This window comes from Pseudoalteromonas sp. UCD-33C (genome assembly GCF_001306895.1).
Taxonomy (GTDB): Bacteria; Pseudomonadota; Gammaproteobacteria; order Enterobacterales; family Alteromonadaceae; genus Pseudoalteromonas.
In genome coordinates, this window is record NZ_LJTB01000006.1 from 1 (window position 1) to 20,582 (window position 20,582).

Here is a 20,582-nt window from a genome sequence, read left to right on the forward strand (position 1 = left end):
TATTAGCAGTCGTTTCCAACTGTTGTCCCCCACCATAAGGCATATTCCCAAGCATTACTCACCCGTCCGCCGCTCGTCAGCAGAGTAGCAAGCTACTCTCTGTTACCGCTCGACTTGCATGTGTTAGGCCTGCCGCCAGCGTTCAATCTGAGCCATGATCAAACTCTTCAATTAAAAGTTTTTTGAAACCGAAGTTTCGTGCTCAATGAATTCTGAATTTTGATTCTTTCGAATCGAATTGACTGTGCTGAAACAAGTAAACTTGTTTCCGTTGGTCACTCAGTTCAATTGAGACTCTAAATTTGTTTGCGTTACTTAGTAAACTAAGTTTCGCTGTTAGAACTCAACCTGTACGAGTGCCCACACAGATGATTGCTTTATATTGTTAAAGAACGTTTGAGATACTTTTGCGTCTCAAGGGCTGTGCATTCTACGCAAGCCGTTATTTTTGTCAACACTTAATTTTGAGAAAAGTTTATTTTTTCAAAACTCAGTCTTACTTGACTCAACCAACTCGTCGTTTTGCTTTTTTGTAAGCAGTCCGCCGTGTCGGTGGATGCGCATTATAGGGAGATCCAAATTGAGATCAACTGTTTTTTTAAGTTTTTATGAAAAAAATGACTGTTCGCGCAAAATACGAACGAAACGGGTGAAAATAACACTAAACCACTCACATTATGGCTATTTAGGCAGTGTATTTTATAAATATGCTTGTTATTAAGTTTTATAGAAGGTGATTTAACTATTAAGGAACGCGAATTGATCTTTATATGTGATCTTAATTGCTAGGTGCTAGGTGCTAGGTGCTAGGTGCTAGGTGCTAGGTGCTTCAAGATTGTATGGTACTGTTTGGGGTTAATAGAGCTGTTTTATTAGTAGTGAATTTTAGAAAGTAAAAAGCCGAGCATAAGCTCGGCTTTTTGGTGTCTTTACGACTTACTCTGCAGACTGCGCGTCTTCTTGAACTTCTTCGTTTGTCGCTGGGCGACCAACTAGTTCAATATAAGCCATTGGTGCATTATCACCAGCACGGAAGCCACACTTAAGAATACGAGTGTAACCACCAGGACGGTCTGTATTACGTGGACCGATTTCGCTGAATAATTTACCAACTACTTCATTATCACGCGTGCGAGCAAACGCTAAACGGCGGTTTGCTACACTGTCAGTCTTAGCCAGTGTGATTAAAGGTTCAATTACACGGCGCAACTCTTTAGCTTTAGGCAAAGTTGTTTTGATGATTTCATGTTTCACCAAAGAACCAGCCATGTTGCTGAACATCGCTTTGCGATGGCTGCTGTTACGGTTTAATTGACGACCACTCTTACGATGGCGCATGACCCTATCCTTCTAACTAAACTAATATAGTGATTTAGATTATTCAGCTAGGCTTGCAGGCGGCCAATTTTCTAGGCGCATACCTAGAGAAAGACCACGTGAAGCTAGCACGTCTTTAATTTCAGTTAGAGACTTCTTACCTAAGTTAGGCGTTTTAAGAAGCTCAACTTCAGTGCGCTGAACTAAATCACCGATATATTGAATTTGCTCGGCTTTCAAACAGTTTGCTGAACGTACTGTTAGCTCAAGATCATCAACTGGACGAAGCAGAATAGGATCGAATTCTGGCTTCTCTTCTTTCTCTTCTGGCTCAGTTACATCACGTAAATCTACGAATGCATCTAATTGCTCAGCTAAGATAGTAGACGCACGGCGGATCGCTTCTTCAGGATCTAAAGTGCCGTTTGTTTCCATATCAATGATTAACTTGTCTAAGTCTGTACGTTGCTCAACACGGGCTGATTCAACCGAGTACGCAATACGTTCAACTGGGCTGAATGATGCATCAAGCAGCAGACGACCAATTGGACGCTCATCGTCATCAGAGGATAAACGACTAGATGCCGGCACATAACCGCGACCGCGCTCAACACGAATACGCATGCTGATCTCGCTGCTATCTGTCGTAAGGTGACAGATAACGTGATCTGGGTTGGCGATAGTTACATCACCATCGTGCTGAATATCAGCCGCAGTCACAGGGCCTACACCAGATTTAGTCAGGGTCAGAAAAACTTCATCTTTGCCTTCTAAAGTTACTGCTAGACCTTTAAGGTTTAACAGAATTTCAATGATGTCTTCTTGTACGCCCTCTTTCGCGCTGTACTCATGCAATACACCGTCGATTTCTACTTCAGTTACTGCACATCCAGGCATAGATGATAACAGTATACGGCGTAAGGCATTACCCAAAGTGTGACCGAAGCCACGCTCTAATGGTTCTAAAACTACTTTAGAACGCGTTGGGTTGATAGCGTCGATATCGACTAACCTTGGTTTTAGGAATTCGGTAACAGAACCCTGCATTTTATCCTCTCTTAACTCTTAACTTTACTTAGAGTAAAGTTCGACGATTAGTTGTTCGTTAATGTCCGCAGACAGATCTGAACGCTCAGGTAGGCGCTTGAAGCTACCTTCCATTTTCTTACCGTCAACTTCAACCCAAGTCGGCTTTTCACGTTGCTCAGCCAACTCTAGAGCAGCGATGATACGTGCTTGTGTTTTTGACTTCTCACGAATTACAACAGTATCTTCTGGAGTAATTACGTATGAAGGAATGTTCACAACACGACCATTAACTAAAATCGCTTTGTGGCTTACTAACTGACGTGCTTCAGCGCGTGTGCTAGCAAAACCCATGCGATATACAACATTGTCTAAACGTTGCTCTAAAAGCTGTAACAAGTTTTCACCTGTATTACCTTTAAGGCGAGCAGCTTCTTTGTAGTAGTTACGGAATTGCTTTTCTAATACACCGTAGATACGACGTACTTTTTGCTTTTCACGTAGCTGTAAACCGTAATCAGATAAGCGACCTTTACGAGCGCCGTGCTGACCAGGTGCAGTCTCAAGTTTACACTTAGAGTCGATAGCTCTTACGCCGCTCTTAAGGAACAGGTCAGTACCTTCACGACGACTCAGCTTGAGCTTAGGGCCCAAATATCTTGCCATGTTATTTCTCCTAACCTATTGTTAAACGCGACGTTTCTTCGGTGGACGACAACCATTATGAGGGATTGGCGTCACGTCAGTGATGTTGGTGATACGGTAACCAGCAGCATTCAAAGCACGTACAGCAGATTCACGACCTGGACCTGGACCTTTGATGAAAACTTCTAGATTTTTTAAACCGTATTCTTGAGCAGCAGTACCTGCACGCTCTGCAGCAACCTGAGCCGCGAATGGAGTAGATTTACGTGAACCACGGAAACCTGAACCACCTGCTGTTGCCCAAGATAGTGCATTACCTTGACGGTCGGTAATTGTTACAATAGTGTTGTTGAAAGAAGCATGAACGTGAGCCATACCATCAGCAACTTGCTTTTTAACCTTCTTACGACGAATTGGTGCTTTAGCCATAATCTACCCCACCTTATTTCTTGATAGGCTTGCGAGGACCCTTACGAGTACGCGCGTTAGTCTTAGTACGTTGACCACGTAGTGGTAACGAACGACGGTGACGTAGGCCACGGAAACAACCAAGGTCCATAAGGCGCTTGATATTTAATGTAACTTCACGACGAAGGTCACCTTCTACAGTGTACTTGCCAACTGCTTCACGCAATACGTCAAGTGTTTCGTCTGAAAGTTCACCGATTTTTGTGGTCTCGGCGATACCAGTCGCTGCTAAGATTTCCTTAGAGCGAGTCTTACCTATGCCATAAATAGCAGTTAAACCGATAACTGCATGTTTATGATCAGGGACGTTAATGCCAGCGATACGGGCCACTAACACATCTCCTATATTTGAATTTGGTAATCATCTGTTTGAAAAGCCCGTAAGGATACTCAAACGAAGACCAAATCACAACTAAAAACACAGGCCGAGTAAATAACTCAGCCTGCACGACTGTTTAATTAGCCTTGCCTTTGCTTGTGCTTAGGCTCACTGCAAATTACGCGTACTACACCAGCACGTTTAATAACTTTACAGTTACGGCATATTTTCTTAACGGAAGCACGTACTTTCATTGCTCAACTCCGTAAAATGACCTTATCGACCGTAGCCTTTAAGGTTTGCTTTTTTCAGCACAGAATCATACTGATGTGACATCAGATGCGTCTGTACTTGTGCCATAAAGTCCATGATTACAACAACGATAATCAAAATTGATGTACCGCCGAAATAGAATGGCGTTTGCCATGCCATAGTCATGAATTCGGGCACCAGACAGATAAAGGTTATATACAAAGCACCTGCCAATGTCAGGCGTGTCATCACTTTATCAATGTATTTAGATGTCTGCTCACCTGGACGAATACCTGGGATAAATGCGCCAGATTTTTTCAGGTTATCTGCTGTTTCACGCGGGTTAAATACCAACGCGGTGTAGAAAAAGCAGAAGAAGATAATAGCCGCAGCTAAAACCATCGCATATAAAGGTTGACCTGGAGTCAACGTTGTAGCGATTGCTTGTAGCACATCAGCGACCGGACCTTCACCCTGGCCGAACCAGCTTGCAATTGTACCAGGGAACAGAATTATACTGCTAGCAAAGATTGGTGGAATAACACCCGCCATGTTTACTTTCAGTGGTAAGTGCGTGCTTTGAGCAGCAAATACCTGACGACCTTGTTGACGCTTTGCATAGTTAACGACGATACGACGTTGACCACGTTCAAAGAATACAACTAGGTAAGTAACAGCGAATACGATTACAGCAATCAATAACAGTACAAGTACATTCAGATCACCTTGGCGCGCCATTTCGGCTGTCGAACCAATAGCAGACGGCAGGTTAGCTACGATACCAACAAAAATCAGAACTGAGATACCGTTACCGATACCACGTTCTGTAATTTGTTCGCCCAACCACATTAGGAACATAGTACCAGTTACTAAACTCACTACAGCAGTGAAGTAGAAACCGATGCCTGGGTTAACAACTAACCCGTCCATCATGCCCGGTAAGCTGGTAGCAATACCGATTGATTGGATTGTAGCAAGCACAAGCGTGCCGTAGCGTGTGTACTGGCTAATTTTCTTACGCCCTTGCTCACCTTCTTTCTTAAGCTCTATAAACGGCGGATACATATGCGTTAATAGTTGCGTAATAATCGAAGCCGAGATATACGGCATAATACCCAGTGCTAACACTGAAGCTCGCTCAAGCGCACCACCGCTGAACATGTTAAACATTTCAACAATGGTGCCCTTTTGTTGCTCGAAGAAATCGGCAAGTACAGCGGCGTCAATCCCAGGGATCGGCACGAATGAACCTAGACGGTAAATAATGATAGCACCTAATACAAATAGTAATCGACGCTTCAATTCCGAAAGCCCACTTTGTGCACTTTTCATATCTTGACCTGGTTTAGCCATTAGTACTTCCTTAGTCTTCTACCTTGCCTCCGGCAGCTTCGATAGCTTCGCGAGCACCTTTAGTCACTTTAAGACCTTTAACGGTAACTGCGCGTGAAACTTCGCCAGATTTAACTACTTTAACGAACTGGATGTTCTTTTTAACTAGACCAGCTGCTTGTAACGCGTTTACGTCTACTACATCGCCTTCAACTTTAGCGATTTCAAAAAGGTTAACTTCAGTAGATACTAATGATTTACGTGAAGTGAAACCAAATTTAGGTAGACGACGTTGCATAGGCATTTGACCGCCTTCGAAACCAACGCGAACTTTACCGCCAGAACGTGATTTTTGGCCTTTATGACCACGGCCACCAGTCTTACCAAGACCAGAACCAATACCACGACCTAGACGTTTCTTTTCAGTTTTTGCACCAGCAGCAGGTGAAAGTGTATTCAAATGCATCGAATTAACCCTCAACCTTTACCATGTAAGAAACTTGGTTAATCATACCACGCACACATGCTGTGTCTTCTAACTCAACAGTGTGATTGATACGACGTAGACCAAGACCGCGTAATGTAGCTTTATGCTTCGGTAAACGACCGATAGAGCTCTTTACTTGTGTTACTTTTACAGTTTTATTAGCCATGGTTTACCCCGTGATTTCGTCAACGCTAAGACCACGTTTAGCAGCGATTGACTCTGGAGAGTTCATGTTCTCTAGAGCAGCAATCGTTGCACGAACGATGTTGATCGGGTTAGTTGAACCGTATGCTTTTGACAATACGTTCTGTACACCAGTTACTTCTAGTACTGCACGCATCGCACCACCGGCGATGATACCTGTACCTTCAGAAGCAGGCTGCATGTATACTTTAGAACCCGCGTGGCGACCCTTGATTGGGTGCTGTAGCGTGTTACCGTTAAGGTCTACACTGATCATGTTGCGACGTGCTTTTTCCATTGCTTTTTGAATAGCAGCTGGAACTTCACGTGCTTTACCATAACCAAAACCTACTTTACCTGCGCCGTCACCAACTACTGTTAGTGCAGTGAAGCTAAAGATACGACCACCTTTAACCACTTTAGACACACGGTTTACCGCGATTAGCTTTTCAGCCAAATCAGGCTGTTGTTGCTTTGCTTCTACGTTAGCCATTGTCTACTCCTAGAATTGCAGACCGGCTTCACGCGCTGCATCAGCAAGCGCCTTCACACGGCCGTGATATTTAAAGCCACTGCGATCAAAAGCAATCTTTTCGATGCCTTTGTCAGCTGCACGTTCAGCAACCGCTTTACCAACTGCTTGAGCAGCTGCAACGTTACCTGTGCCTTTAACTGTTTCGCTAATTGCTTTTTCAACAGTAGAAGCAGCAGCCAGTACAGTACCCTCAGCAGTAACTACTTGAGCGTAAATGTGACGTGGCGTGCGGTGGATAACAAGACGCGTTGTGCCTTGTTCAATATAATTTCTACGAGTGCGTTTAGCACGACGTAGACGAGCTGTTTTTTTATCCATCGTCTTACCTTACTTCTTCTTAGCCTCTTTACGGCGTACATTCTCGTCCGCGTAACGAACACCTTTACCTTTATAAGGCTCAGGTTTACGGTATGCACGGATGTTAGCAGCTGTTTGACCAACTAACTGCTTGTCTACGCCCTTAACTAGAACTTCTGTTTGGCTTGGTGTTTCAATCGTAATACCTTCTGGTACTTCGAAATTCACTGGGTGTGAGAAACCAAGAGTTAAGTCTAATACTTTGCCCTTAGCTGCTGCACGGTAACCAACACCTACTAACTGAAGTTTCTTCTCGTAACCTTCATGCGTACCAACAACCATGTTGTTGATTAGAGCGCGAGCAGTACCTGCTTGTGCCCATGCATTAGCTACGCCTTCACGAGGTAAAGTTGTAATAACGTTGTCGTTAACTTGTACTTCAACAGCGTCGTTGATAGTACGAGTTAATTCACCGTTTTTGCCTTTAACTGTGATGTCCTGGCCTTTTAATGTAACTTCTACACCGGCAGGAACATTGATTGGTGCCTTTGCTATGCGAGACATAGTTCCCCTCCGATTAAGCTACAAAGCCAATGATCTCACCACCAACGCCGGCACTACGTGCTGCGCGGTCTGTCATTAGGCCTTTAGAAGTTGATACGATAGCGATACCAAGACCACCCATTACCTTAGGTAATTCGTCACGTTTCTTATAGATACGTAGACCAGGGCGGCTAACACGCTGGATGTTTTCAATAACAGCTTTGCCTTCGAAATATTTTAAATCGATAGAAAGCTCAGGCTTCGCTTCACCGCTTACAGCGTAATCTGCGATATAACCTTCATCTTTTAATACTTTAGCTACTGCTACTTTCAGTTTTGAAGTTGGCATCGTTACTGATACTTTCTTCGCTGACTGACCGTTACGGATACGTGTAAACAAATCCGCAATAGGATCTTGCAAGCTCATAGTCTTACTCCCGTGATACTATTACCAGCTAGCCTTTTTAAGGCCAGGAATTTCACCGCGCATAGCTGCTTCGCGAACTTTAATACGGCTCATGCCGAATTTGCGAAGGTAACCATGTGGGCGGCCCGTAACGTTACAACGATTACGTTGACGTGAAGAGCTAGAATCACGTGGTAAAGCTTGTAGCTTTAATACCGCGTCCCAACGATCATCGTCAGATGTATTAACATCACTGATGATAGCTTTTAGTGCCGCACGCTTTTCAGCGAACTGAGCAACTAATTTCGCACGCTTTGCTTCGCGCGCTTTCATAGAATTCTTTGCCATAACCCTACCCTTATTTCTTGAATGGGAAGTTAAACGCTTCTAACAACGCACGGCCTTCATCATCTGTTTTCGCAGAAGTAGTGATTGTGATATCCATACCGCGAACACGGTCTACTTTATCATAATCGATTTCTGGGAAGATGATTTGCTCACGTACGCCCATGCTGTAGTTACCACGTCCATCAAAAGACTTAGCACTTACACCACGGAAGTCACGGATACGTGGGATAGCGATTGAAACCAAACGCTCAAAAAAGTCCCACATACGCTCGCCACGTAGGGTTACTTTACAACCAATTGGGTAACCTTCACGCACTTTGAAGCCTGCAACTGATTTGCGTGCTTTAGTGATTAGAGGTTTCTGACCAGAGATTGCTTCTAGATCCGCAACAGCGTTATCTAGGATCTTCTTGTCAGCTAGAGCTTCGCCCACACCCATGTTTAATGTGATCTTTTCGATCTGAGGGACTTGCATGACAGAGCTGAAACCAAACTTCTCTTGAAGCTCAGCAACTACTTTGTCTTTATATACTTCATGCAGTTTCGCCATCATTCTACTCCAACTATTAGATAGTTTTACCAGTAGATTTAAAGATACGTAATTTCTTACCATCTTCAATCTTGAAACCTACACGATCTGCTTTACCCGTTTCCGAGTTGTAGATCGCAACGTTTGATACGTCGATAGACGCTTCTTTCTCAACAATACCGCCAGCTTGGTTCAACTGAGGAACAGGCTTTTGGTGCTTCTTGATTAAGTTGATGCCTTCGACAAATACTCGACCAGATTCAGCAACAACTGAAAGCACTTTACCGCGCTTACCTTTGTCTTTGCCTGCTAGTACGATTACTTCGTCATCACGACGGATTTTTGCTGCCATGATAGACTCCTTATAGTACTTCTGGTGCTAGTGAAACGATTTTCATGAACTTTTCAGTACGAAGTTCACGAGTCACAGGGCCGAAGATACGAGTACCAATTGGCTGTAAGTTATCGTTTAAGATAACAGCCGCATTGCTATCGAAACGGATCAAAGAACCGTCCGGACGACGAACGCCTTTTTTAGTACGCACAACTACCGCGTTTTTAACATCACCTTTCTTCACTTTACCGCGAGGAATAGCTTCTTTTACAGAAACTTTGATGATATCGCCAACCGCTGCATAGCGACGGTGCGAACCGCCAAGGACTTTAATACACTGCACTTTGCGAGCGCCGCTGTTATCAGCAACGTCCAGCTGAGTTTGCATTTGGATCATGTTAATGACCTCCGGTGTAGAAATTACAACACGCCTTAATTTTGTTTAAAATCAAGACATTTCGGTTAAATTCCACTCAAAAAACAAGCAAGTTGTCTCTTAAGGGCGGGCAATTGTAGCAGCAATGGCAAGGAAGTGGTAGGTTATTTTTTAATTAATTTGGAATTAATCGCAATGCCTGCATTGAGGAATTACAGCAGCTTGCTGGTTTGTTATTGATTATAAAACAAACAGGGCGCAAATGCGCCCTGTTTTTGACTTTAATTAAATTTTTATTAATTACCAAATAGACCTTTTAATTTGTCTTTGATTTTATCTTTAGCTTTTTCTTTGACTTCTTCTTTCGCCGCATCACTGACATCTAAGCTATAACCAACATCATGGAATGGGCCTTTGATACGCAGTGGAATTTTAAAGCCTGTACTATCATCGGTCGTGCCTTGTCCTTCGATTGAATCAACAATCCCCGTTACCAAGCGATAGTCTACATTCGTCATAGGTAAATCAACTTTACCTGAGCCAGTAATACGAATAAGCGGGCTAAGTAGCGACAGATCTTTATTTTCACCAACACCGTTAGTGAATACAAAACTGCCCTGCAATGCCGAGAAGTCTGTTTGCTGTGAGTTATCAAAGCCTGTATCTAAACCTTCTGATACTGCGCTTAAGTTACCTTTGATAAGCTCTTTTGCTTTACGAACCATCTCTGCAATGTTGGCCCCTTTTACCGCACCATCGGCAAACTCAAAGCCTAACTTACCATTTAAAGCATTTATAAAGCTCTTTTGGCTTTGGCCTGTGGTCGTTAGATCCCAGTTTAGAGAACCTTTACCCATTAACTTATCGAAACCAGCCGCATCAGTCAGTAATGGCTGCGCATCAATTTTATCTAAAGAAAAGTTAGTACTAATTTTATAAGGTGTTTGCTTGGCGTTAACGGTTATCACACCTTTACCATTGCCCTCATAAGCAACAAACTTGTCTAGACTGATTTTAGCCACGGCATTTTTTAGGTTCACCGTTAACTGGTTTTCACCAAGGGTAATATCATTGGCTTTTAAGCCACTTGAACGCACGACTACATTTGCATCAAGTGCATTTAAGCCGCTCATATCAATTGCAGTATCATCCCAAACAATTGGTTGTGCTGGCGCATCTGCTGCAGGCTCTGCTTGCTCTTCTTTAGCTACGCCCTCTGGTAGGTAAGGGTTTAGATCAAGCATACCTAAATCAATATCGGCATTCACAGCTAAACGATCACCAAGCTTAATATCGCTTTTACCTTTAATTTGCAGCTCATCTAGGGTGGCAAGTAGCTCTGTAAGCTTAAACTGCTGCCCTTTTAGATGCATTGACCCTTTTACATTAAATGCATTAAACGCATTTTCTTTTGCATTAAGTTCAACACCTTGCCAACTCGCAATATTTTTCACTGAGTCACCACTGACAGAAAGAAGCCCTTGCACGTCATTACCCATTTCTGCAATTGCACCTTTAAAATTCAAATCGACTAAGCGTGAATCAACCTCAGTGCTTACATTAAAGGTTTCGCCTTCAATCGCTTTAATAGGTGTATCTAGCGTGACATCTAAATCAAAGCGCTCACCCATATAGGTAATACCGCCTTTTAACTCTAAGGTCTTACGAAGAGAAGGTAATAGGATTGCTAATTCTAAATCGCTTATCTGTTGCTTTGCCCCGGTTTTACCATCTAGATAAGTGAAAGTACCACCGTAGATTGCTACTTCACCAAGTTCGATGTCAAAGTTATCTGGTAAGTTAACAGCGCCAGAACTCTTTTGCTGCTCTGTCTGTGGTTGCTCAGCAACCGCATCAAATAATTGCCAGTTTGCTTTACCATTTTTATCGGTTTCTAACAAAATTGTTGGTTCGTTAATAACGAATTTATCAAGTTTAAACTCACCGCCAAATAACGACATCCACGGGATACGGATAGCAAGTTGCTGCATGCTTGCCATATCTTTTTGTGAGCCTGTTTGCATATTGGCAAAGTGCACATCATTCAATTCGAGTTTTAATGATGGAAATACCGACAGCTTTTTATCGCCATTAATAGTCAGACTACGACCTGTGGTTTGTTCTACTTGCTCCGATACTTTATTAAATATCGCGTCTGTAGGTATTAGGAATGGTGCTGCGACTACCAATGCAATCAGTAATACGAAGATGACACCAACGATTTTCAGTAAGGTTTTCATAATCATCCTTAAAAATGGGCAAACAATGTTCTTATCATAGCGGGAGTTAGGCGCAATTGCATTGCCCAACACATAAAAAGGTTTGTGAACAAGCTTAGGTACAAGAATATGAATCAGCGCTGAAACCATTTGATACCTATAGGTTACAAAAAAATCTTGACCGCATGATACCTTAGGGTTACATTGATACCTGTAGGTTACATTTGAGTTTAAAATAAAAGGAAACGATTATGTCTAAGCAAGATATCAAAACAGAAGAAAAGTTTATGAGTCATAACGCATGGTTTTCAATATTCATGGGAGTCACGTTATTAATTATTAGTGTTTACCCAATGCTCAAGCAAACATCAGCACCGTTACTGTTTATTGGCGGTACCGCATTTTTAGGATCTTTCTTTATGTTTGTAATTAGAGGGGGATTTACATGGAAACTTGGTTATCGCCTTACGTATAAGGATGAATTTTTAAATACGATTGATACCATCGCTTATAAACATGTAGTGCTTGGATTGCTTTCTAGCATGGGGGCTATTTTTTTATTGTCTGATGAACTTGCTTTAAATGTATCTCATAGCATGATGGCCACATTTTACCTTGCTTTGATGTGTTTGATATATGGCGTATCAATTCTTTGGCAAAGTAGAGACTAGGTATAAAAGTGCAAAATAATATCGCTAAATTTCGTAAAGATAAGGGGTTATCGCAGCAAGAACTTGCTGATGCCATTGCAGTATCACGTAAAACCATCAGCACAGTTGAAACCGGCCGCTTTATACCCTCGGTGATTATCGCGTTAAAAATTGCTACTCACTTTGAACTCAGTGTTGAGCAATTATTTACACTCGATGACAATGATTAATAAACCACATCAGCCGCAATCTTACTTATAAATTATCAGTAAGATTGCATCATTCCATTACTTCGGTATGATGCACGACCCTGTTGTTTTTGCACCCTGTGTACTAAAATTAAACAACCCAATTTGGTCAAAACTGGAGTATCGATTAAGCATGAAGAAACTGCTTATTTCACCGTCAAAAATGGCGCTTGGCGAGCAAGAAAGTCAAATTTATCAAAATATCCTCAAGCAAGCCTCTGATATCAGCTTAAACCTTATGGCAGTTAAAGTAGAAAACCACCCTGAAGACTTTTTAGGTTGGTGCTATGAGCTATTAAGTGCAAGCCGTGATCGCATTAACTACGATCTGTTAGAAGATAAGCAATTACCCACTCTTAAAAAACTTCATGACTTATTAATTTCTGCAATCAGTTTTTTGCAGTTAAAAACATTAAGGGTTGCGCCATGGCCTGTTATTGCAGGCTTCATCGAGCAGCATAAAGAGCTTGTAGCCCTTGATGAGCAACTACGCTTAGCTAATTACATTGCCGCAATTAAATCGCAATCCCTAAAAGAGATGATCCCAGAAGACCGTTTAGCGTTTTCAGGTAAACACAGTGCCTCGCTTGATCCAAGCAGCTATAACTTCGACGTTGAATGGTTTGCTTCTACTAAGAACGCAAAAGGTTTCCACCAAATGTTGAGTGATTTGCCAGGTGCATTCGATGAGGCGCTTGTACACATTCCACTTGAGGGTGAAGTAACGCAAGAACATTATCAGCATTTTATGGTTGCTTACTTCATGGCATTTAATGGCAGCGATGAAAAGCCAACGCTTGCTCCTGCTACTCGCTTGCTTGCGATGCGCCGACCTGACGTGTTTACACCAATCGTAAATAGTAAACTTGATGCCCTTTGTGCGGCATTAGGCATTACTAAGCTTAATAACCGTGATTTTGAGCGCTACTGGCAAGATGTTGTCGAAGCAATACATAGCATGCCTTGGTTCAAAATGGCCAGTGCAGCAAATGAGCTTGAACAATCTCTGGTTGAAATCAAAGCCCTATTGCCTAGCTTCTTTTATTATGCAGATAAAAGTACCGCTGATAACTCTAACTATATTAAGTTGTTAAACAAACCTAAGAGTACCACAAGCTCAGCAGGTAAAAAGACCGTACGCCGTGGCAAAGAATCAGCAGAGATACTGGTGGACCGAGCATTAGCAAGTGATGATATCCCTGAACATATCAAAGCTAAGCGCGATTCAATCATCAGTGAAGTTGAAAAAGGCCGCAGTGTTGAAGAAACCATTACTCTAATGCGTGCAATTTTCGGCTAAGTTACTCTCAAATAAGCAAAACCCGGTTGCTTCGCAATTGTGCAACCGGGTTATTTTTTGCACCACACATGTGCGCATGAACAATTCAAATAACCATCCTTTTCACAATTAAACAAGTTTAAAAGCCTGTTTTTAAAGCCTTTAAGCATAAAATATCCCGCTCGGAATTAACTTGGCACAACCAGTGCAATATCGTATCCAGACAACACATAGAAAATGTCCTCAAATAATAACCAGACTGCAATCTGAAAATGGGACAAAATCAACATAACAACAGGATACAGAAACATGCTAAAACTAAAAAAAACGGTCGCAGCAAGCGCCCTTGCGCTATTAACTTTGAGCTCAACATATAGCTATGCAGAAGTTACAGCAAACGCTGCGGCAACTTCAAACTACTTATGGCGTGGTCAAGAGCAAGGCGGTGGTGATGCTGCAATCCAAGGTGGTATCGACTACGCAAGTGAATCTGGCTTTTATGCGGGTACTTGGGTATCGAATGCTAGCTGGGCTGACGACATGACTTACGAGCTAGACCTTTATGCTGGTTTTGGCGGTGAAATCAATGAAACCTTTAGCTACGATGTTGGCTACATTTATTATGCATACCCAGATGCAGCGTCTTACACAGATGCAGACTTCTCAGAAATCTACGGTAGCATTAGCATGGGTAGCTTCACCTTTGGTGCAGCAGTCCTAGCAACATCAGCAGCAAGCGGTGACGGTACAGATTTTGGTGACTCTCTATATTTAAATGCTGACTACAGTTTCCCTGTTGGCAGTACCGGTGCAGAAATGGCCCTACACTTAGGTCATTACTCAGGGGATTTCATTGGTGATGATGACATCATCGACTACGGTGTTTCAGTGTCGAAAGACGGCTTTACTTTCGGTCTTTCAGACAACGACATTGATGGTTCAGATCTAAAAGTGTATGTCGCTTACGCGGTTGACTTCACTTTATAAAGAATGTGTTACTTGCTGCAACACGAAGGGCCGTTAAGGCCCTTTTCTCGTTTTGGGCTATATATTAAGGCACACTATGCCCGGTTGAGCCTTGCCAAATGCGATACCATTGTTCACGGTTCATAGTAAGCTGCTTAGCTTCAACAGCTGATTTAACACGCTCAATATTACCCGTACCAAGTACCACAGACGGTGCACTTGGGTGCATTAACAGCCAAGCATAAACAACTTGATCAATGGCTGTGGCGCCAATTTCAGCACCAACTTGCTCCAACACTGCACGTAAACGCACCGCTTTTTCATCATCACTTGAGAATATACGACCCCCAGCTAATGGTGACCAAAGCATAGGTTTGATATCGAGCAATTGGCATTGGTCTAAGCTACCATCATCAAGGGCTTTCATTTCGTAAGGTGAAAACTCAATTTGATTAGTCACAAGCTCAAAATCTAAACGCGACTGCAACAAGCTAAGTTGCGATGGGGTAAAATTAGATACACCAAAATCAATCACGTCACCATTTGCTTTTAAGGTATTAAATGCTTGTGCCATTTCATCGGCGTTCATTAAGTAATCAGGGCGATGGATAAGTAATACATCTAAACGATCAGTGTTAAAGTTTTTAAGTGACTGCTGTGCTGAGGCAATTATATGCGCGGCACTTGAATCATAATGGTTTGCTTTGCCTTGTAATCCTAGGCTGGCAAACGCAGGCTTAATACCGCATTTAGTGATTATTTTGATTTCATCACGAATACTTGGTTTTAGTTTAAGTGCTTTACCAAATTCGGCTTCACAACCGTATTCACCATAGATGTCAGCATGATCGGTATGTGACACACCCATCTCAATTGCATTTTCTAAAAAACTTAAGCATTGCTGTGGCGTTATCTGCCAATCTAACAAGCGCCAGAATCCTAATACCAACTCATCAATACAACGACCATTGCTATTCACCATAACGACCTACTATTCCTAATAAATTCGACTCAAATTAATCCTTTAACCATATCACAGATTTACTAATCACAGCTGTTAACATACAGTTACAAAACAAATTGCTAATTTGTTACTAAACAGGATATTTTAGTACCTAAAAACAAATGTTATAAAACAAGGAATAAAAAATGAAATCATCAAATGTCATGACCGCATTGGTTGATATTTTTATCAGCCCGAGCAAAGCCTTTAATGGTTTAAAGGAAGCAAAAGGTTGGTCTTTTGTTGCCTTTATTTTACTTGCCGGCATCCTCGCTGCCAGCATGTTTGCTTTTTACAATAAAGCTGACCCGCAGTTTTTAATCGATCAACAAGTGGCTGCTGCCAGTGTTGATGCCACCATTGCAGAACAAAAAATGATTCGCCAAAGCATGGAGCAAACCATAGATATGCAAGTATGGTTTGCTATGTTTGGTGGCATCATTGGTTTGGCTGTTATTAATGCTCTAATGGCAGGCTACTACCTATTTGTATCTAAGCAAGATCCAGAAGCTAACTACGGTTATGGTGCGTGGTATGGCTTTGGTGTGTGGACCATGATGCCAATGATTATCTCAAGTCTTGGTTTACTCATCTTAGTATTAACTGCGAGTACCGACCAAATCTCACAGACGTTATTTAACTATGCTTCGATTAACCAACTTTTAATTGGTTTAGAAATTGGCCACCCATTCTACACCTTACTTGAAAGTCTCAATATCTTTTCTATTTGGGGTATTTTCATCGCAGCTATCGGTTTAAAGAGCTGGACTAATTTCACTTTCAATAAAGCGCTACTGTTTGCAGCTCTACCAAGTATTGTTATTTACGGTATTTGGACTGTAATCGCTCTCGTTTAATTCTGCTTTGAGCGGCGATATGCCGCTCTTAACTACCAAGGAAGTAACATGAAAAAAGCCATTATTATTGGCCTCGCTGTTACAGCATTTGTCGCTTTACTGATTTCAAAACAAGTCACAGGCAATAAAGATGCACCAGAAATGCATATTGCAGAAGTTGAACAAGGCAATATTGCCGATTCAATTTTAGCCTCTGGCAACCTCGTGTTTAATACCCAAGTGCAACTGCGCTCAGAAGTGACAGGCCGTGTAGCGAAAGTGTTTGTTGAAGAAGGCGAAAGTGTCACTGAGGGCGATATTTTAATGCGCCTAGATACGACCGCGTTTGAATCTGAAGTTGCACGCAACAAGGCCGTGCTTCGCGCGACCGAAATCGATATAAAGCATAGCGAAACCCGATTAAAAAATATCGAGCGTCAACTAAGCCGCCAGAAAGAGCTTTATGAAGTGGGCCTTGCAGGCCAAGAAGTGTATGAAAACCTACAAAATGCCCGCGATTTAGCAAAAATAGATATTGAAGCAAGACGTGAAGCTTACAACCAAGCCCAAGCATCGTTATTGATTGCTGAAGACCGTTTAAATAAAAGCGTGTTTCGCGCTCCAATGAGTGGCCTACTTGCTTCGGTAAATATTAAAGAAGGTGAAACTGTTATTGCGGGAACAACTAACATTATTGGCTCAGACTTGATGCTAGTAGCTGATCCAAGCGCAATATTAGCCGAGCTTCGAGTGGATGAGACCGATATTGCCGGTATCAAATTAGACCAACATGCAGATATCTATGCCGCCGCTTACCCAAATCAACCTTTCACTGGCAAAGTAATAAACATTGGCACATCAGCAAAAAATCAAGCCGGTTCTCAGGGCTTATCATTTAAAGTCAAAGTACTGCTTGATGCCACTGACCGCCAGCTTTATGCCGGAATGAGCTGCCGCGCAGAAATCGCCACAAGCATTGCCGAAAATGGCTTAAAACTGCCTATTGAAGCTATTCAAAAAGAGGATGATAGCTACTTTGTCTGGAAGCTTAATGCAGATAATACAGTAACTAAAACAGCTGTTACGGTAGGTATTTCTTCAGATATCGAACAAGCACTAACCAGCGGTGTTGCAAAAGGAGATCGTATTGTTATCGGCCCAGCTAGACCACTTAGCTCACTAAAAGAGGGTGATACTGTAGCCGTTAAAAACAGCCCTGAAAAAGGTGCTAACTAATGTCTGCGGTGATCAAACTCAGTAATATCAATAAACAATACAAAATGGGCGAACAAGTTTTCAAAGCCCTTGATGATATTAATATTGAAATTGCACAAAATGAGTATGTTGCCATTATTGGCCCTTCGGGTTCAGGTAAATCAACCCTGATGAACTTGCTTGGCTGCTTAGATACTCCCACCAGTGGTGACTACTATTTAAAAGATAAGCTAGTAAAGCGCATGACCGAAACGGAGCTTGCTCATCAGCGTAATGAAAGTGTTGGCTTTATTTTTCAAAGCTTTAACTTATTACCACGAGCATCCGCCCTTGAAAATGTTATGCAGCCCTTAGTGTATCGATTTATTTCTGCCAAAGAGCGAAAGCAACAAGCGCTCGAATCATTACAACGGGTTGGTCTTGGCGATAAGGTAAATCACCTTTCGAGCCAGCTTTCTGGTGGCCAACGTCAACGTGTCGCTATAGCTCGCGCACTGGTTACTAAGCCCCACATTCTACTTGGTGATGAGCCTACCGGTAACTTAGATAGTAAAACCACCACTGAAATCATGGCGCTGTTTGATGAACTTCATAACGAAGGGCACACCATCATTTTGGTTACTCATGAACAAGATATTGCTGATCACTGCCAACGTGTTATTCGCTTAGTTGATGGCAAGGTTGTTAGTGATACCCGTAAAGGCGAAGGAACAAGACAACATGTTTAAATCTGCTATCGCTGTAATGGAAGGTACAAAAGCCGCACTGATGGCAATTAAAGCCAATGCGATGCGCAGTGCCCTTACCTGCTTAGGCATTATTATTGGTGTTGCAGCGGTTGTGACCGTGGTGGCAGTGATGCAAGGGTTTACCAAGCAAATTAATGATCAGCTTGCTGATATGTCTCCCGATGTCACCAATATAAAACCTTACACTAGCGTAGAAAAAGAAATGGTAGGTCAACAAGCAAAGTTAACCTACAGCGACTTTTTAACTCTAAAAGCCCGAGTGAAAGAAGCCGAAACCTTTACTGCGCTAATGTTTACTTGGCGCTTTTCTGGTGCAGCAGAGTATGGCAATAAAAGTCATGCTTCACGGGTAATGGGCACCGAGCAAGACTACCAAAAAGCTTATCGCACCTACCCAGAACTCGGGCGGTTTATTCGCGCAGAAGATGATGAAAAACGCCGTCGAGTGGCGTTTATTGGCCCTTCAATTATCGAAAAGCTTAACCTGCCTGAAAACCCTGTAGGTGAATATATCAAACTCGGTGGTGAGTGGTTTCGCATTATTGGCGTTGCTGAAAAACAAGGTAGTTTATTAGGTTTTGACCAAGACGATTACATTAATATTCCAATAAGTACCATGAGTGCGCTAGAAGGCGGCAGTGTTGATACCAATGTACAAATGATGTTTCGGTTGAAAGACGATGCTAACGAAGCGCAAGTATTGGGTAAAATTCGCCGTATCTTACGTCAATTACATAAACTGAAAGACGGTGAAGATGACGACTTTGAATTTGAAACCGCCGAAAAAGCCCGTGCTAATATCGATAAATTTACCGGAAGTGCTACCGCAATTACCGCGGGGATAGTGGGTATCAGCCTGGTAGTTGGTGGTATTGGAGTGATGAATATCATGCTGGTTTCGGTAACAGAACGTACGCGTGTGATCGGCACCTTGAAAGCATTAGGGGCAACACCTGGCTTTATTATGCTGCAATTTTTAGTTGAAGCGGTGGTGCTATCACTGTTTGGTGGTTTAATTGGTTTAGCGATTGGTTATGGTGCTGCGGCACTGATTTCGTTATCAGTGCCGAGCATGCCAGATGCCTACATACCGGGTTGGGCGATTATGCTGTCATTTGGCTTTACTTCATTGATTGGTATTGTGTTTGGCTTAGCGCCCGCTATTAAAGCGGCACGCTTAAACCCAATTGATGCGCTGCGTTATGAATAACTAGTCTGGCTTATAAGGTACTTGAGCGCAGCTTATTTCAACTGTTTTCGGGTACCAAATAGGCCCAACTTGGTTTACTGCAACTTCAGCTAAGCCATTGGTGAACGACTTATAAGTGTGAACGGTTTGCCATTCGGAATCAGGACACTCCTCAGATAAGTCGACAGGCTTTGAACCTTCGTAAAGCGCTGCGGCAAAGTTATGATGCCATTGCTCTGTTGCAGGCGCTTTATTGGCTTGTGCAGCACTGCCATTATCAAAGTAGATATTTGTGCAACCACTTAAGGTTGCTACTAACACAGTTGTTACTAGTAGGCTTTTCATAGTTGTTGCTCCTGTGCTTGTTGCTCACACCATACTTTTACTGTGTGAGGAGCATAAATTCCGAGTGTAACAAGTCCTAATGCGCCATCAGCGAATGTTTGTTGCGATTGCATTTGGGCAACTTTTTTATCTTGGCAAATAGCCTTTACATCAACGCGCTCTTCACCAACAAGGCCCCACAAAAAGAATGGGCGGCTATCTTGGTAATCAGCTTTAGTGGCTAATTTATTGGTTGTTTTTTCTGGCACTATGGTGACTGATGAACACGCTGTCACCGATAAGGCAAGCAGCATACAGGCCATTTGTTTCATAAGTAGTTCCTTTGTCTGAGTTGTTAAGCTCAGTAAGTATAAGAATATGAGTACACATTTTGGGTAAGAAAGCGTATAAAAATTGTAGGAAATACTACAGTTTCTAACATTTAGCCTTTGAACTAAACTGAGGCTATCGACGACTAACTCTCAAGGAAAGTAACTAAAGGTCATT

At 42.4% G+C, this 20,582-nt stretch carries 29 protein-coding genes and 1 rRNA gene; 8 read left to right on the forward strand and 22 right to left on the reverse strand.

What is annotated here, in order from left to right:
- The 19 genes from AOG26_RS12575 to AOG26_RS12660 form a co-directional block, all read right to left on the reverse strand.
- Positions 1 to 174: ribosomal RNA gene (locus AOG26_RS12575) — 16S ribosomal RNA — on the reverse strand; the annotation flags it as partial.
- Positions 175 to 936: 762 nt separating this feature from the next.
- The gene (gene rplQ / locus AOG26_RS12580) at positions 937 to 1,338 is read right to left on the reverse strand and encodes a 50S ribosomal protein L17 (RefSeq protein WP_004589197.1); all 402 of its coding nucleotides are present in this window, start codon (positions 1,336 to 1,338) and stop codon (positions 937 to 939) included.
- Between the two features lie 39 nt (positions 1,339 to 1,377).
- Positions 1,378 to 2,364 carry a DNA-directed RNA polymerase subunit alpha gene (locus AOG26_RS12585; RefSeq protein ID WP_004589198.1) on the reverse strand — a complete coding sequence of 329 codons (987 nt, stop codon included), beginning with the start codon at positions 2,362 to 2,364 and terminating at the stop codon, positions 1,378 to 1,380.
- Positions 2,365 to 2,388: 24 nt separating this feature from the next.
- Positions 2,389 to 3,009: a 30S ribosomal protein S4 gene (gene rpsD, locus AOG26_RS12590; protein ID WP_036974007.1), complete on the reverse strand. Its 621-nt coding sequence runs from the start codon at positions 3,007 to 3,009 to the stop codon at positions 2,389 to 2,391.
- A gap of 21 nt (positions 3,010 to 3,030) precedes the next feature.
- Complete coding sequence (rpsK, locus tag AOG26_RS12595; RefSeq protein ID WP_036974009.1) at positions 3,031 to 3,417, reverse strand: 30S ribosomal protein S11; 387 nt, start codon at positions 3,415 to 3,417, stop codon at positions 3,031 to 3,033.
- A gap of 13 nt (positions 3,418 to 3,430) precedes the next feature.
- Positions 3,431 to 3,787: a 30S ribosomal protein S13 gene (rpsM, locus tag AOG26_RS12600; protein WP_054562818.1), complete on the reverse strand. Its 357-nt coding sequence runs from the start codon at positions 3,785 to 3,787 to the stop codon at positions 3,431 to 3,433.
- Between the two features lie 128 nt (positions 3,788 to 3,915).
- Positions 3,916 to 4,029, reverse strand: a complete 114-nt coding sequence (gene rpmJ, locus AOG26_RS20555) for a 50S ribosomal protein L36 (RefSeq protein WP_002959476.1) — start codon at positions 4,027 to 4,029, stop codon at positions 3,916 to 3,918.
- A gap of 22 nt (positions 4,030 to 4,051) precedes the next feature.
- Complete coding sequence (gene secY / locus AOG26_RS12605; protein WP_036974013.1) at positions 4,052 to 5,380, reverse strand: preprotein translocase subunit SecY; 1,329 nt, start codon at positions 5,378 to 5,380, stop codon at positions 4,052 to 4,054.
- A 10-nt stretch (positions 5,381 to 5,390) separates the two neighbouring features.
- Positions 5,391 to 5,825, reverse strand: coding sequence for a 50S ribosomal protein L15 (rplO, locus tag AOG26_RS12610; RefSeq protein WP_054554386.1), 435 nt, complete (start codon positions 5,823 to 5,825; stop codon positions 5,391 to 5,393).
- Between the two features lie 4 nt (positions 5,826 to 5,829).
- Positions 5,830 to 6,012 (reverse strand): 50S ribosomal protein L30, encoded by a 183-nt coding sequence (gene rpmD / locus AOG26_RS12615; RefSeq protein ID WP_016710201.1) that lies wholly within the window; start codon positions 6,010 to 6,012, stop codon positions 5,830 to 5,832.
- A 3-nt stretch (positions 6,013 to 6,015) separates the two neighbouring features.
- On the reverse strand, positions 6,016 to 6,522 hold the full coding sequence (rpsE, locus tag AOG26_RS12620; RefSeq protein ID WP_036974018.1) for a 30S ribosomal protein S5: 507 nt from the start codon (positions 6,520 to 6,522) through the stop codon (positions 6,016 to 6,018).
- A 9-nt stretch (positions 6,523 to 6,531) separates the two neighbouring features.
- Entirely contained in the window at positions 6,532 to 6,882 is a 351-nt protein-coding gene (gene rplR, locus AOG26_RS12625; RefSeq protein WP_036974021.1) for a 50S ribosomal protein L18, read from the reverse strand.
- Between the two features lie 9 nt (positions 6,883 to 6,891).
- Complete coding sequence (gene rplF, locus AOG26_RS12630; RefSeq protein ID WP_054554387.1) at positions 6,892 to 7,425, reverse strand: 50S ribosomal protein L6; 534 nt, start codon at positions 7,423 to 7,425, stop codon at positions 6,892 to 6,894.
- Positions 7,426 to 7,438: 13 nt separating this feature from the next.
- The gene (gene rpsH / locus AOG26_RS12635) at positions 7,439 to 7,831 is read right to left on the reverse strand and encodes a 30S ribosomal protein S8 (protein ID WP_054554388.1); all 393 of its coding nucleotides are present in this window, start codon (positions 7,829 to 7,831) and stop codon (positions 7,439 to 7,441) included.
- A 21-nt stretch (positions 7,832 to 7,852) separates the two neighbouring features.
- Positions 7,853 to 8,158 (reverse strand): 30S ribosomal protein S14, encoded by a 306-nt coding sequence (gene rpsN, locus AOG26_RS12640; RefSeq protein ID WP_054554389.1) that lies wholly within the window; start codon positions 8,156 to 8,158, stop codon positions 7,853 to 7,855.
- Positions 8,159 to 8,168: 10 nt separating this feature from the next.
- Complete coding sequence (rplE, locus tag AOG26_RS12645; protein ID WP_054554390.1) at positions 8,169 to 8,708, reverse strand: 50S ribosomal protein L5; 540 nt, start codon at positions 8,706 to 8,708, stop codon at positions 8,169 to 8,171.
- 16 nt (positions 8,709 to 8,724) lie between these two features.
- Positions 8,725 to 9,039 (reverse strand): 50S ribosomal protein L24, encoded by a 315-nt coding sequence (gene rplX, locus AOG26_RS12650; RefSeq protein WP_054554391.1) that lies wholly within the window; start codon positions 9,037 to 9,039, stop codon positions 8,725 to 8,727.
- A 10-nt stretch (positions 9,040 to 9,049) separates the two neighbouring features.
- Positions 9,050 to 9,418, reverse strand: coding sequence for a 50S ribosomal protein L14 (gene rplN / locus AOG26_RS12655; protein ID WP_010378257.1), 369 nt, complete (start codon positions 9,416 to 9,418; stop codon positions 9,050 to 9,052).
- Positions 9,419 to 9,693: 275 nt separating this feature from the next.
- Positions 9,694 to 11,637 carry an AsmA family protein gene (locus AOG26_RS12660; RefSeq protein ID WP_054563030.1) on the reverse strand — a complete coding sequence of 648 codons (1,944 nt, stop codon included), beginning with the start codon at positions 11,635 to 11,637 and terminating at the stop codon, positions 9,694 to 9,696.
- 230 nt (positions 11,638 to 11,867) lie between these two features.
- Here AOG26_RS12660 and AOG26_RS12665 point away from each other — a divergent pair, with 230 nt between their 5' ends.
- From AOG26_RS12665 to AOG26_RS12680, 4 genes are all read left to right on the forward strand, one after another.
- On the forward strand, positions 11,868 to 12,287 hold the full coding sequence (locus tag AOG26_RS12665) for a hypothetical protein (protein ID WP_054562819.1): 420 nt from the start codon (positions 11,868 to 11,870) through the stop codon (positions 12,285 to 12,287).
- A gap of 8 nt (positions 12,288 to 12,295) precedes the next feature.
- Positions 12,296 to 12,496 carry a helix-turn-helix transcriptional regulator gene (locus AOG26_RS12670; protein ID WP_054562820.1) on the forward strand — a complete coding sequence of 67 codons (201 nt, stop codon included), beginning with the start codon at positions 12,296 to 12,298 and terminating at the stop codon, positions 12,494 to 12,496.
- Between the two features lie 151 nt (positions 12,497 to 12,647).
- Positions 12,648 to 13,814 (forward strand): hypothetical protein, encoded by a 1,167-nt coding sequence (locus AOG26_RS12675; protein ID WP_054563031.1) that lies wholly within the window; start codon positions 12,648 to 12,650, stop codon positions 13,812 to 13,814.
- A gap of 288 nt (positions 13,815 to 14,102) precedes the next feature.
- Positions 14,103 to 14,780, forward strand: coding sequence for a TorF family putative porin (locus tag AOG26_RS12680; protein WP_054562821.1), 678 nt, complete (start codon positions 14,103 to 14,105; stop codon positions 14,778 to 14,780).
- Positions 14,781 to 14,844: 64 nt separating this feature from the next.
- Here the strand turns inward: AOG26_RS12680 and AOG26_RS12685 are convergent, their stop codons facing one another.
- The gene (locus AOG26_RS12685) at positions 14,845 to 15,738 is read right to left on the reverse strand and encodes an aldo/keto reductase (protein WP_054563032.1); all 894 of its coding nucleotides are present in this window, start codon (positions 15,736 to 15,738) and stop codon (positions 14,845 to 14,847) included.
- 170 nt (positions 15,739 to 15,908) lie between these two features.
- On the opposite strand from AOG26_RS12685, the gene AOG26_RS12690 reads away from it, so the two are divergent.
- From AOG26_RS12690 to AOG26_RS12705, 4 genes are read left to right on the forward strand one after another with little or no spacing between them, the layout of a single operon-like run.
- Complete coding sequence (locus AOG26_RS12690) at positions 15,909 to 16,619, forward strand: YIP1 family protein (protein WP_054554396.1); 711 nt, start codon at positions 15,909 to 15,911, stop codon at positions 16,617 to 16,619.
- A 48-nt stretch (positions 16,620 to 16,667) separates the two neighbouring features.
- Complete coding sequence (locus AOG26_RS12695; protein WP_054562822.1) at positions 16,668 to 17,834, forward strand: efflux RND transporter periplasmic adaptor subunit; 1,167 nt, start codon at positions 16,668 to 16,670, stop codon at positions 17,832 to 17,834.
- Positions 17,834 to 18,541, forward strand: a complete 708-nt coding sequence (locus AOG26_RS12700; protein ID WP_054562823.1) for an ABC transporter ATP-binding protein — start codon at positions 17,834 to 17,836, stop codon at positions 18,539 to 18,541. Before AOG26_RS12695 ends, AOG26_RS12700 begins: the two co-directional genes overlap by 1 nt.
- A complete protein-coding gene (locus tag AOG26_RS12705) occupies positions 18,534 to 19,772 on the forward strand; it encodes an ABC transporter permease (protein WP_054562824.1) in 1,239 nt (412 codons plus the stop codon). Before AOG26_RS12700 ends, AOG26_RS12705 begins: the two co-directional genes overlap by 8 nt.
- Here the strand turns inward: AOG26_RS12705 and AOG26_RS12710 are convergent, their stop codons facing one another.
- Together AOG26_RS12710 and AOG26_RS12715 are read right to left on the reverse strand one after the other, a co-directional pair.
- On the reverse strand, positions 19,773 to 20,096 hold the full coding sequence (locus tag AOG26_RS12710; protein ID WP_054562825.1) for a Bor/Iss family lipoprotein: 324 nt from the start codon (positions 20,094 to 20,096) through the stop codon (positions 19,773 to 19,775).
- Complete coding sequence (locus tag AOG26_RS12715) at positions 20,093 to 20,407, reverse strand: Bor family protein (protein WP_054554401.1); 315 nt, start codon at positions 20,405 to 20,407, stop codon at positions 20,093 to 20,095. Before AOG26_RS12715 ends, AOG26_RS12710 begins: the two co-directional genes overlap by 4 nt.
- Positions 20,408 to 20,582: the final 175 nt, after the last annotated feature.

Bases quoted from the DNA above. Each gene is read 5' to 3' on its own strand.
- rplE (WP_054554390.1), bottom strand. From the start codon at position 8,708: ATGGCGAAACTGCATGAAGTATATAAAGACAAAGTAGTTGCTGAGCTT.
- AOG26_RS12710 (WP_054562825.1), bottom strand. From the start codon at position 20,096: ATGAAAAGCCTACTAGTAACAACTGTGTTAGTAGCAACCTTAAGTGGT.
- rpsE (WP_036974018.1), bottom strand. From the start codon at position 6,522: ATGGCTAACGTAGAAGCAAAGCAACAACAGCCTGATTTGGCTGAAAAG.
- AOG26_RS12665 (WP_054562819.1), top strand. From the start codon at position 11,868: ATGTCTAAGCAAGATATCAAAACAGAAGAAAAGTTTATGAGTCATAAC.
- rpmJ (WP_002959476.1), bottom strand. From the start codon at position 4,029: ATGAAAGTACGTGCTTCCGTTAAGAAAATATGCCGTAACTGTAAAGTT.
- secY (WP_036974013.1), bottom strand. From the start codon at position 5,380: ATGGCTAAACCAGGTCAAGATATGAAAAGTGCACAAAGTGGGCTTTCG.
- AOG26_RS12705 (WP_054562824.1), top strand. From the start codon at position 18,534: ATGTTTAAATCTGCTATCGCTGTAATGGAAGGTACAAAAGCCGCACTG.
- AOG26_RS12695 (WP_054562822.1), top strand. From the start codon at position 16,668: ATGAAAAAAGCCATTATTATTGGCCTCGCTGTTACAGCATTTGTCGCT.
- rplR (WP_036974021.1), bottom strand. From the start codon at position 6,882: ATGGATAAAAAAACAGCTCGTCTACGTCGTGCTAAACGCACTCGTAGA.
- rpsD (WP_036974007.1), bottom strand. From the start codon at position 3,009: ATGGCAAGATATTTGGGCCCTAAGCTCAAGCTGAGTCGTCGTGAAGGT.
- rpsN (WP_054554389.1), bottom strand. From the start codon at position 8,158: ATGGCAAAGAATTCTATGAAAGCGCGCGAAGCAAAGCGTGCGAAATTA.
- rplN (WP_010378257.1), bottom strand. From the start codon at position 9,418: ATGATCCAAATGCAAACTCAGCTGGACGTTGCTGATAACAGCGGCGCT.
- AOG26_RS12680 (WP_054562821.1), top strand. From the start codon at position 14,103: ATGCTAAAACTAAAAAAAACGGTCGCAGCAAGCGCCCTTGCGCTATTA.
- AOG26_RS12675 (WP_054563031.1), top strand. From the start codon at position 12,648: ATGAAGAAACTGCTTATTTCACCGTCAAAAATGGCGCTTGGCGAGCAA.
- rplX (WP_054554391.1), bottom strand. From the start codon at position 9,039: ATGGCAGCAAAAATCCGTCGTGATGACGAAGTAATCGTACTAGCAGGC.
- rplQ (WP_004589197.1), bottom strand. From the start codon at position 1,338: ATGCGCCATCGTAAGAGTGGTCGTCAATTAAACCGTAACAGCAGCCAT.
- AOG26_RS12660 (WP_054563030.1), bottom strand. From the start codon at position 11,637: ATGAAAACCTTACTGAAAATCGTTGGTGTCATCTTCGTATTACTGATT.
- AOG26_RS12700 (WP_054562823.1), top strand. From the start codon at position 17,834: ATGTCTGCGGTGATCAAACTCAGTAATATCAATAAACAATACAAAATG.
- rpsK (WP_036974009.1), bottom strand. From the start codon at position 3,417: ATGGCTAAAGCACCAATTCGTCGTAAGAAGGTTAAAAAGCAAGTTGCT.
- rpmD (WP_016710201.1), bottom strand. From the start codon at position 6,012: ATGGCTAATAAAACTGTAAAAGTAACACAAGTAAAGAGCTCTATCGGT.
- rplF (WP_054554387.1), bottom strand. From the start codon at position 7,425: ATGTCTCGCATAGCAAAGGCACCAATCAATGTTCCTGCCGGTGTAGAA.
- rplO (WP_054554386.1), bottom strand. From the start codon at position 5,825: ATGCATTTGAATACACTTTCACCTGCTGCTGGTGCAAAAACTGAAAAG.
- rpsH (WP_054554388.1), bottom strand. From the start codon at position 7,831: ATGAGCTTGCAAGATCCTATTGCGGATTTGTTTACACGTATCCGTAAC.
- AOG26_RS12715 (WP_054554401.1), bottom strand. From the start codon at position 20,407: ATGAAACAAATGGCCTGTATGCTGCTTGCCTTATCGGTGACAGCGTGT.
- AOG26_RS12690 (WP_054554396.1), top strand. From the start codon at position 15,909: ATGAAATCATCAAATGTCATGACCGCATTGGTTGATATTTTTATCAGC.
- AOG26_RS12585 (WP_004589198.1), bottom strand. From the start codon at position 2,364: ATGCAGGGTTCTGTTACCGAATTCCTAAAACCAAGGTTAGTCGATATC.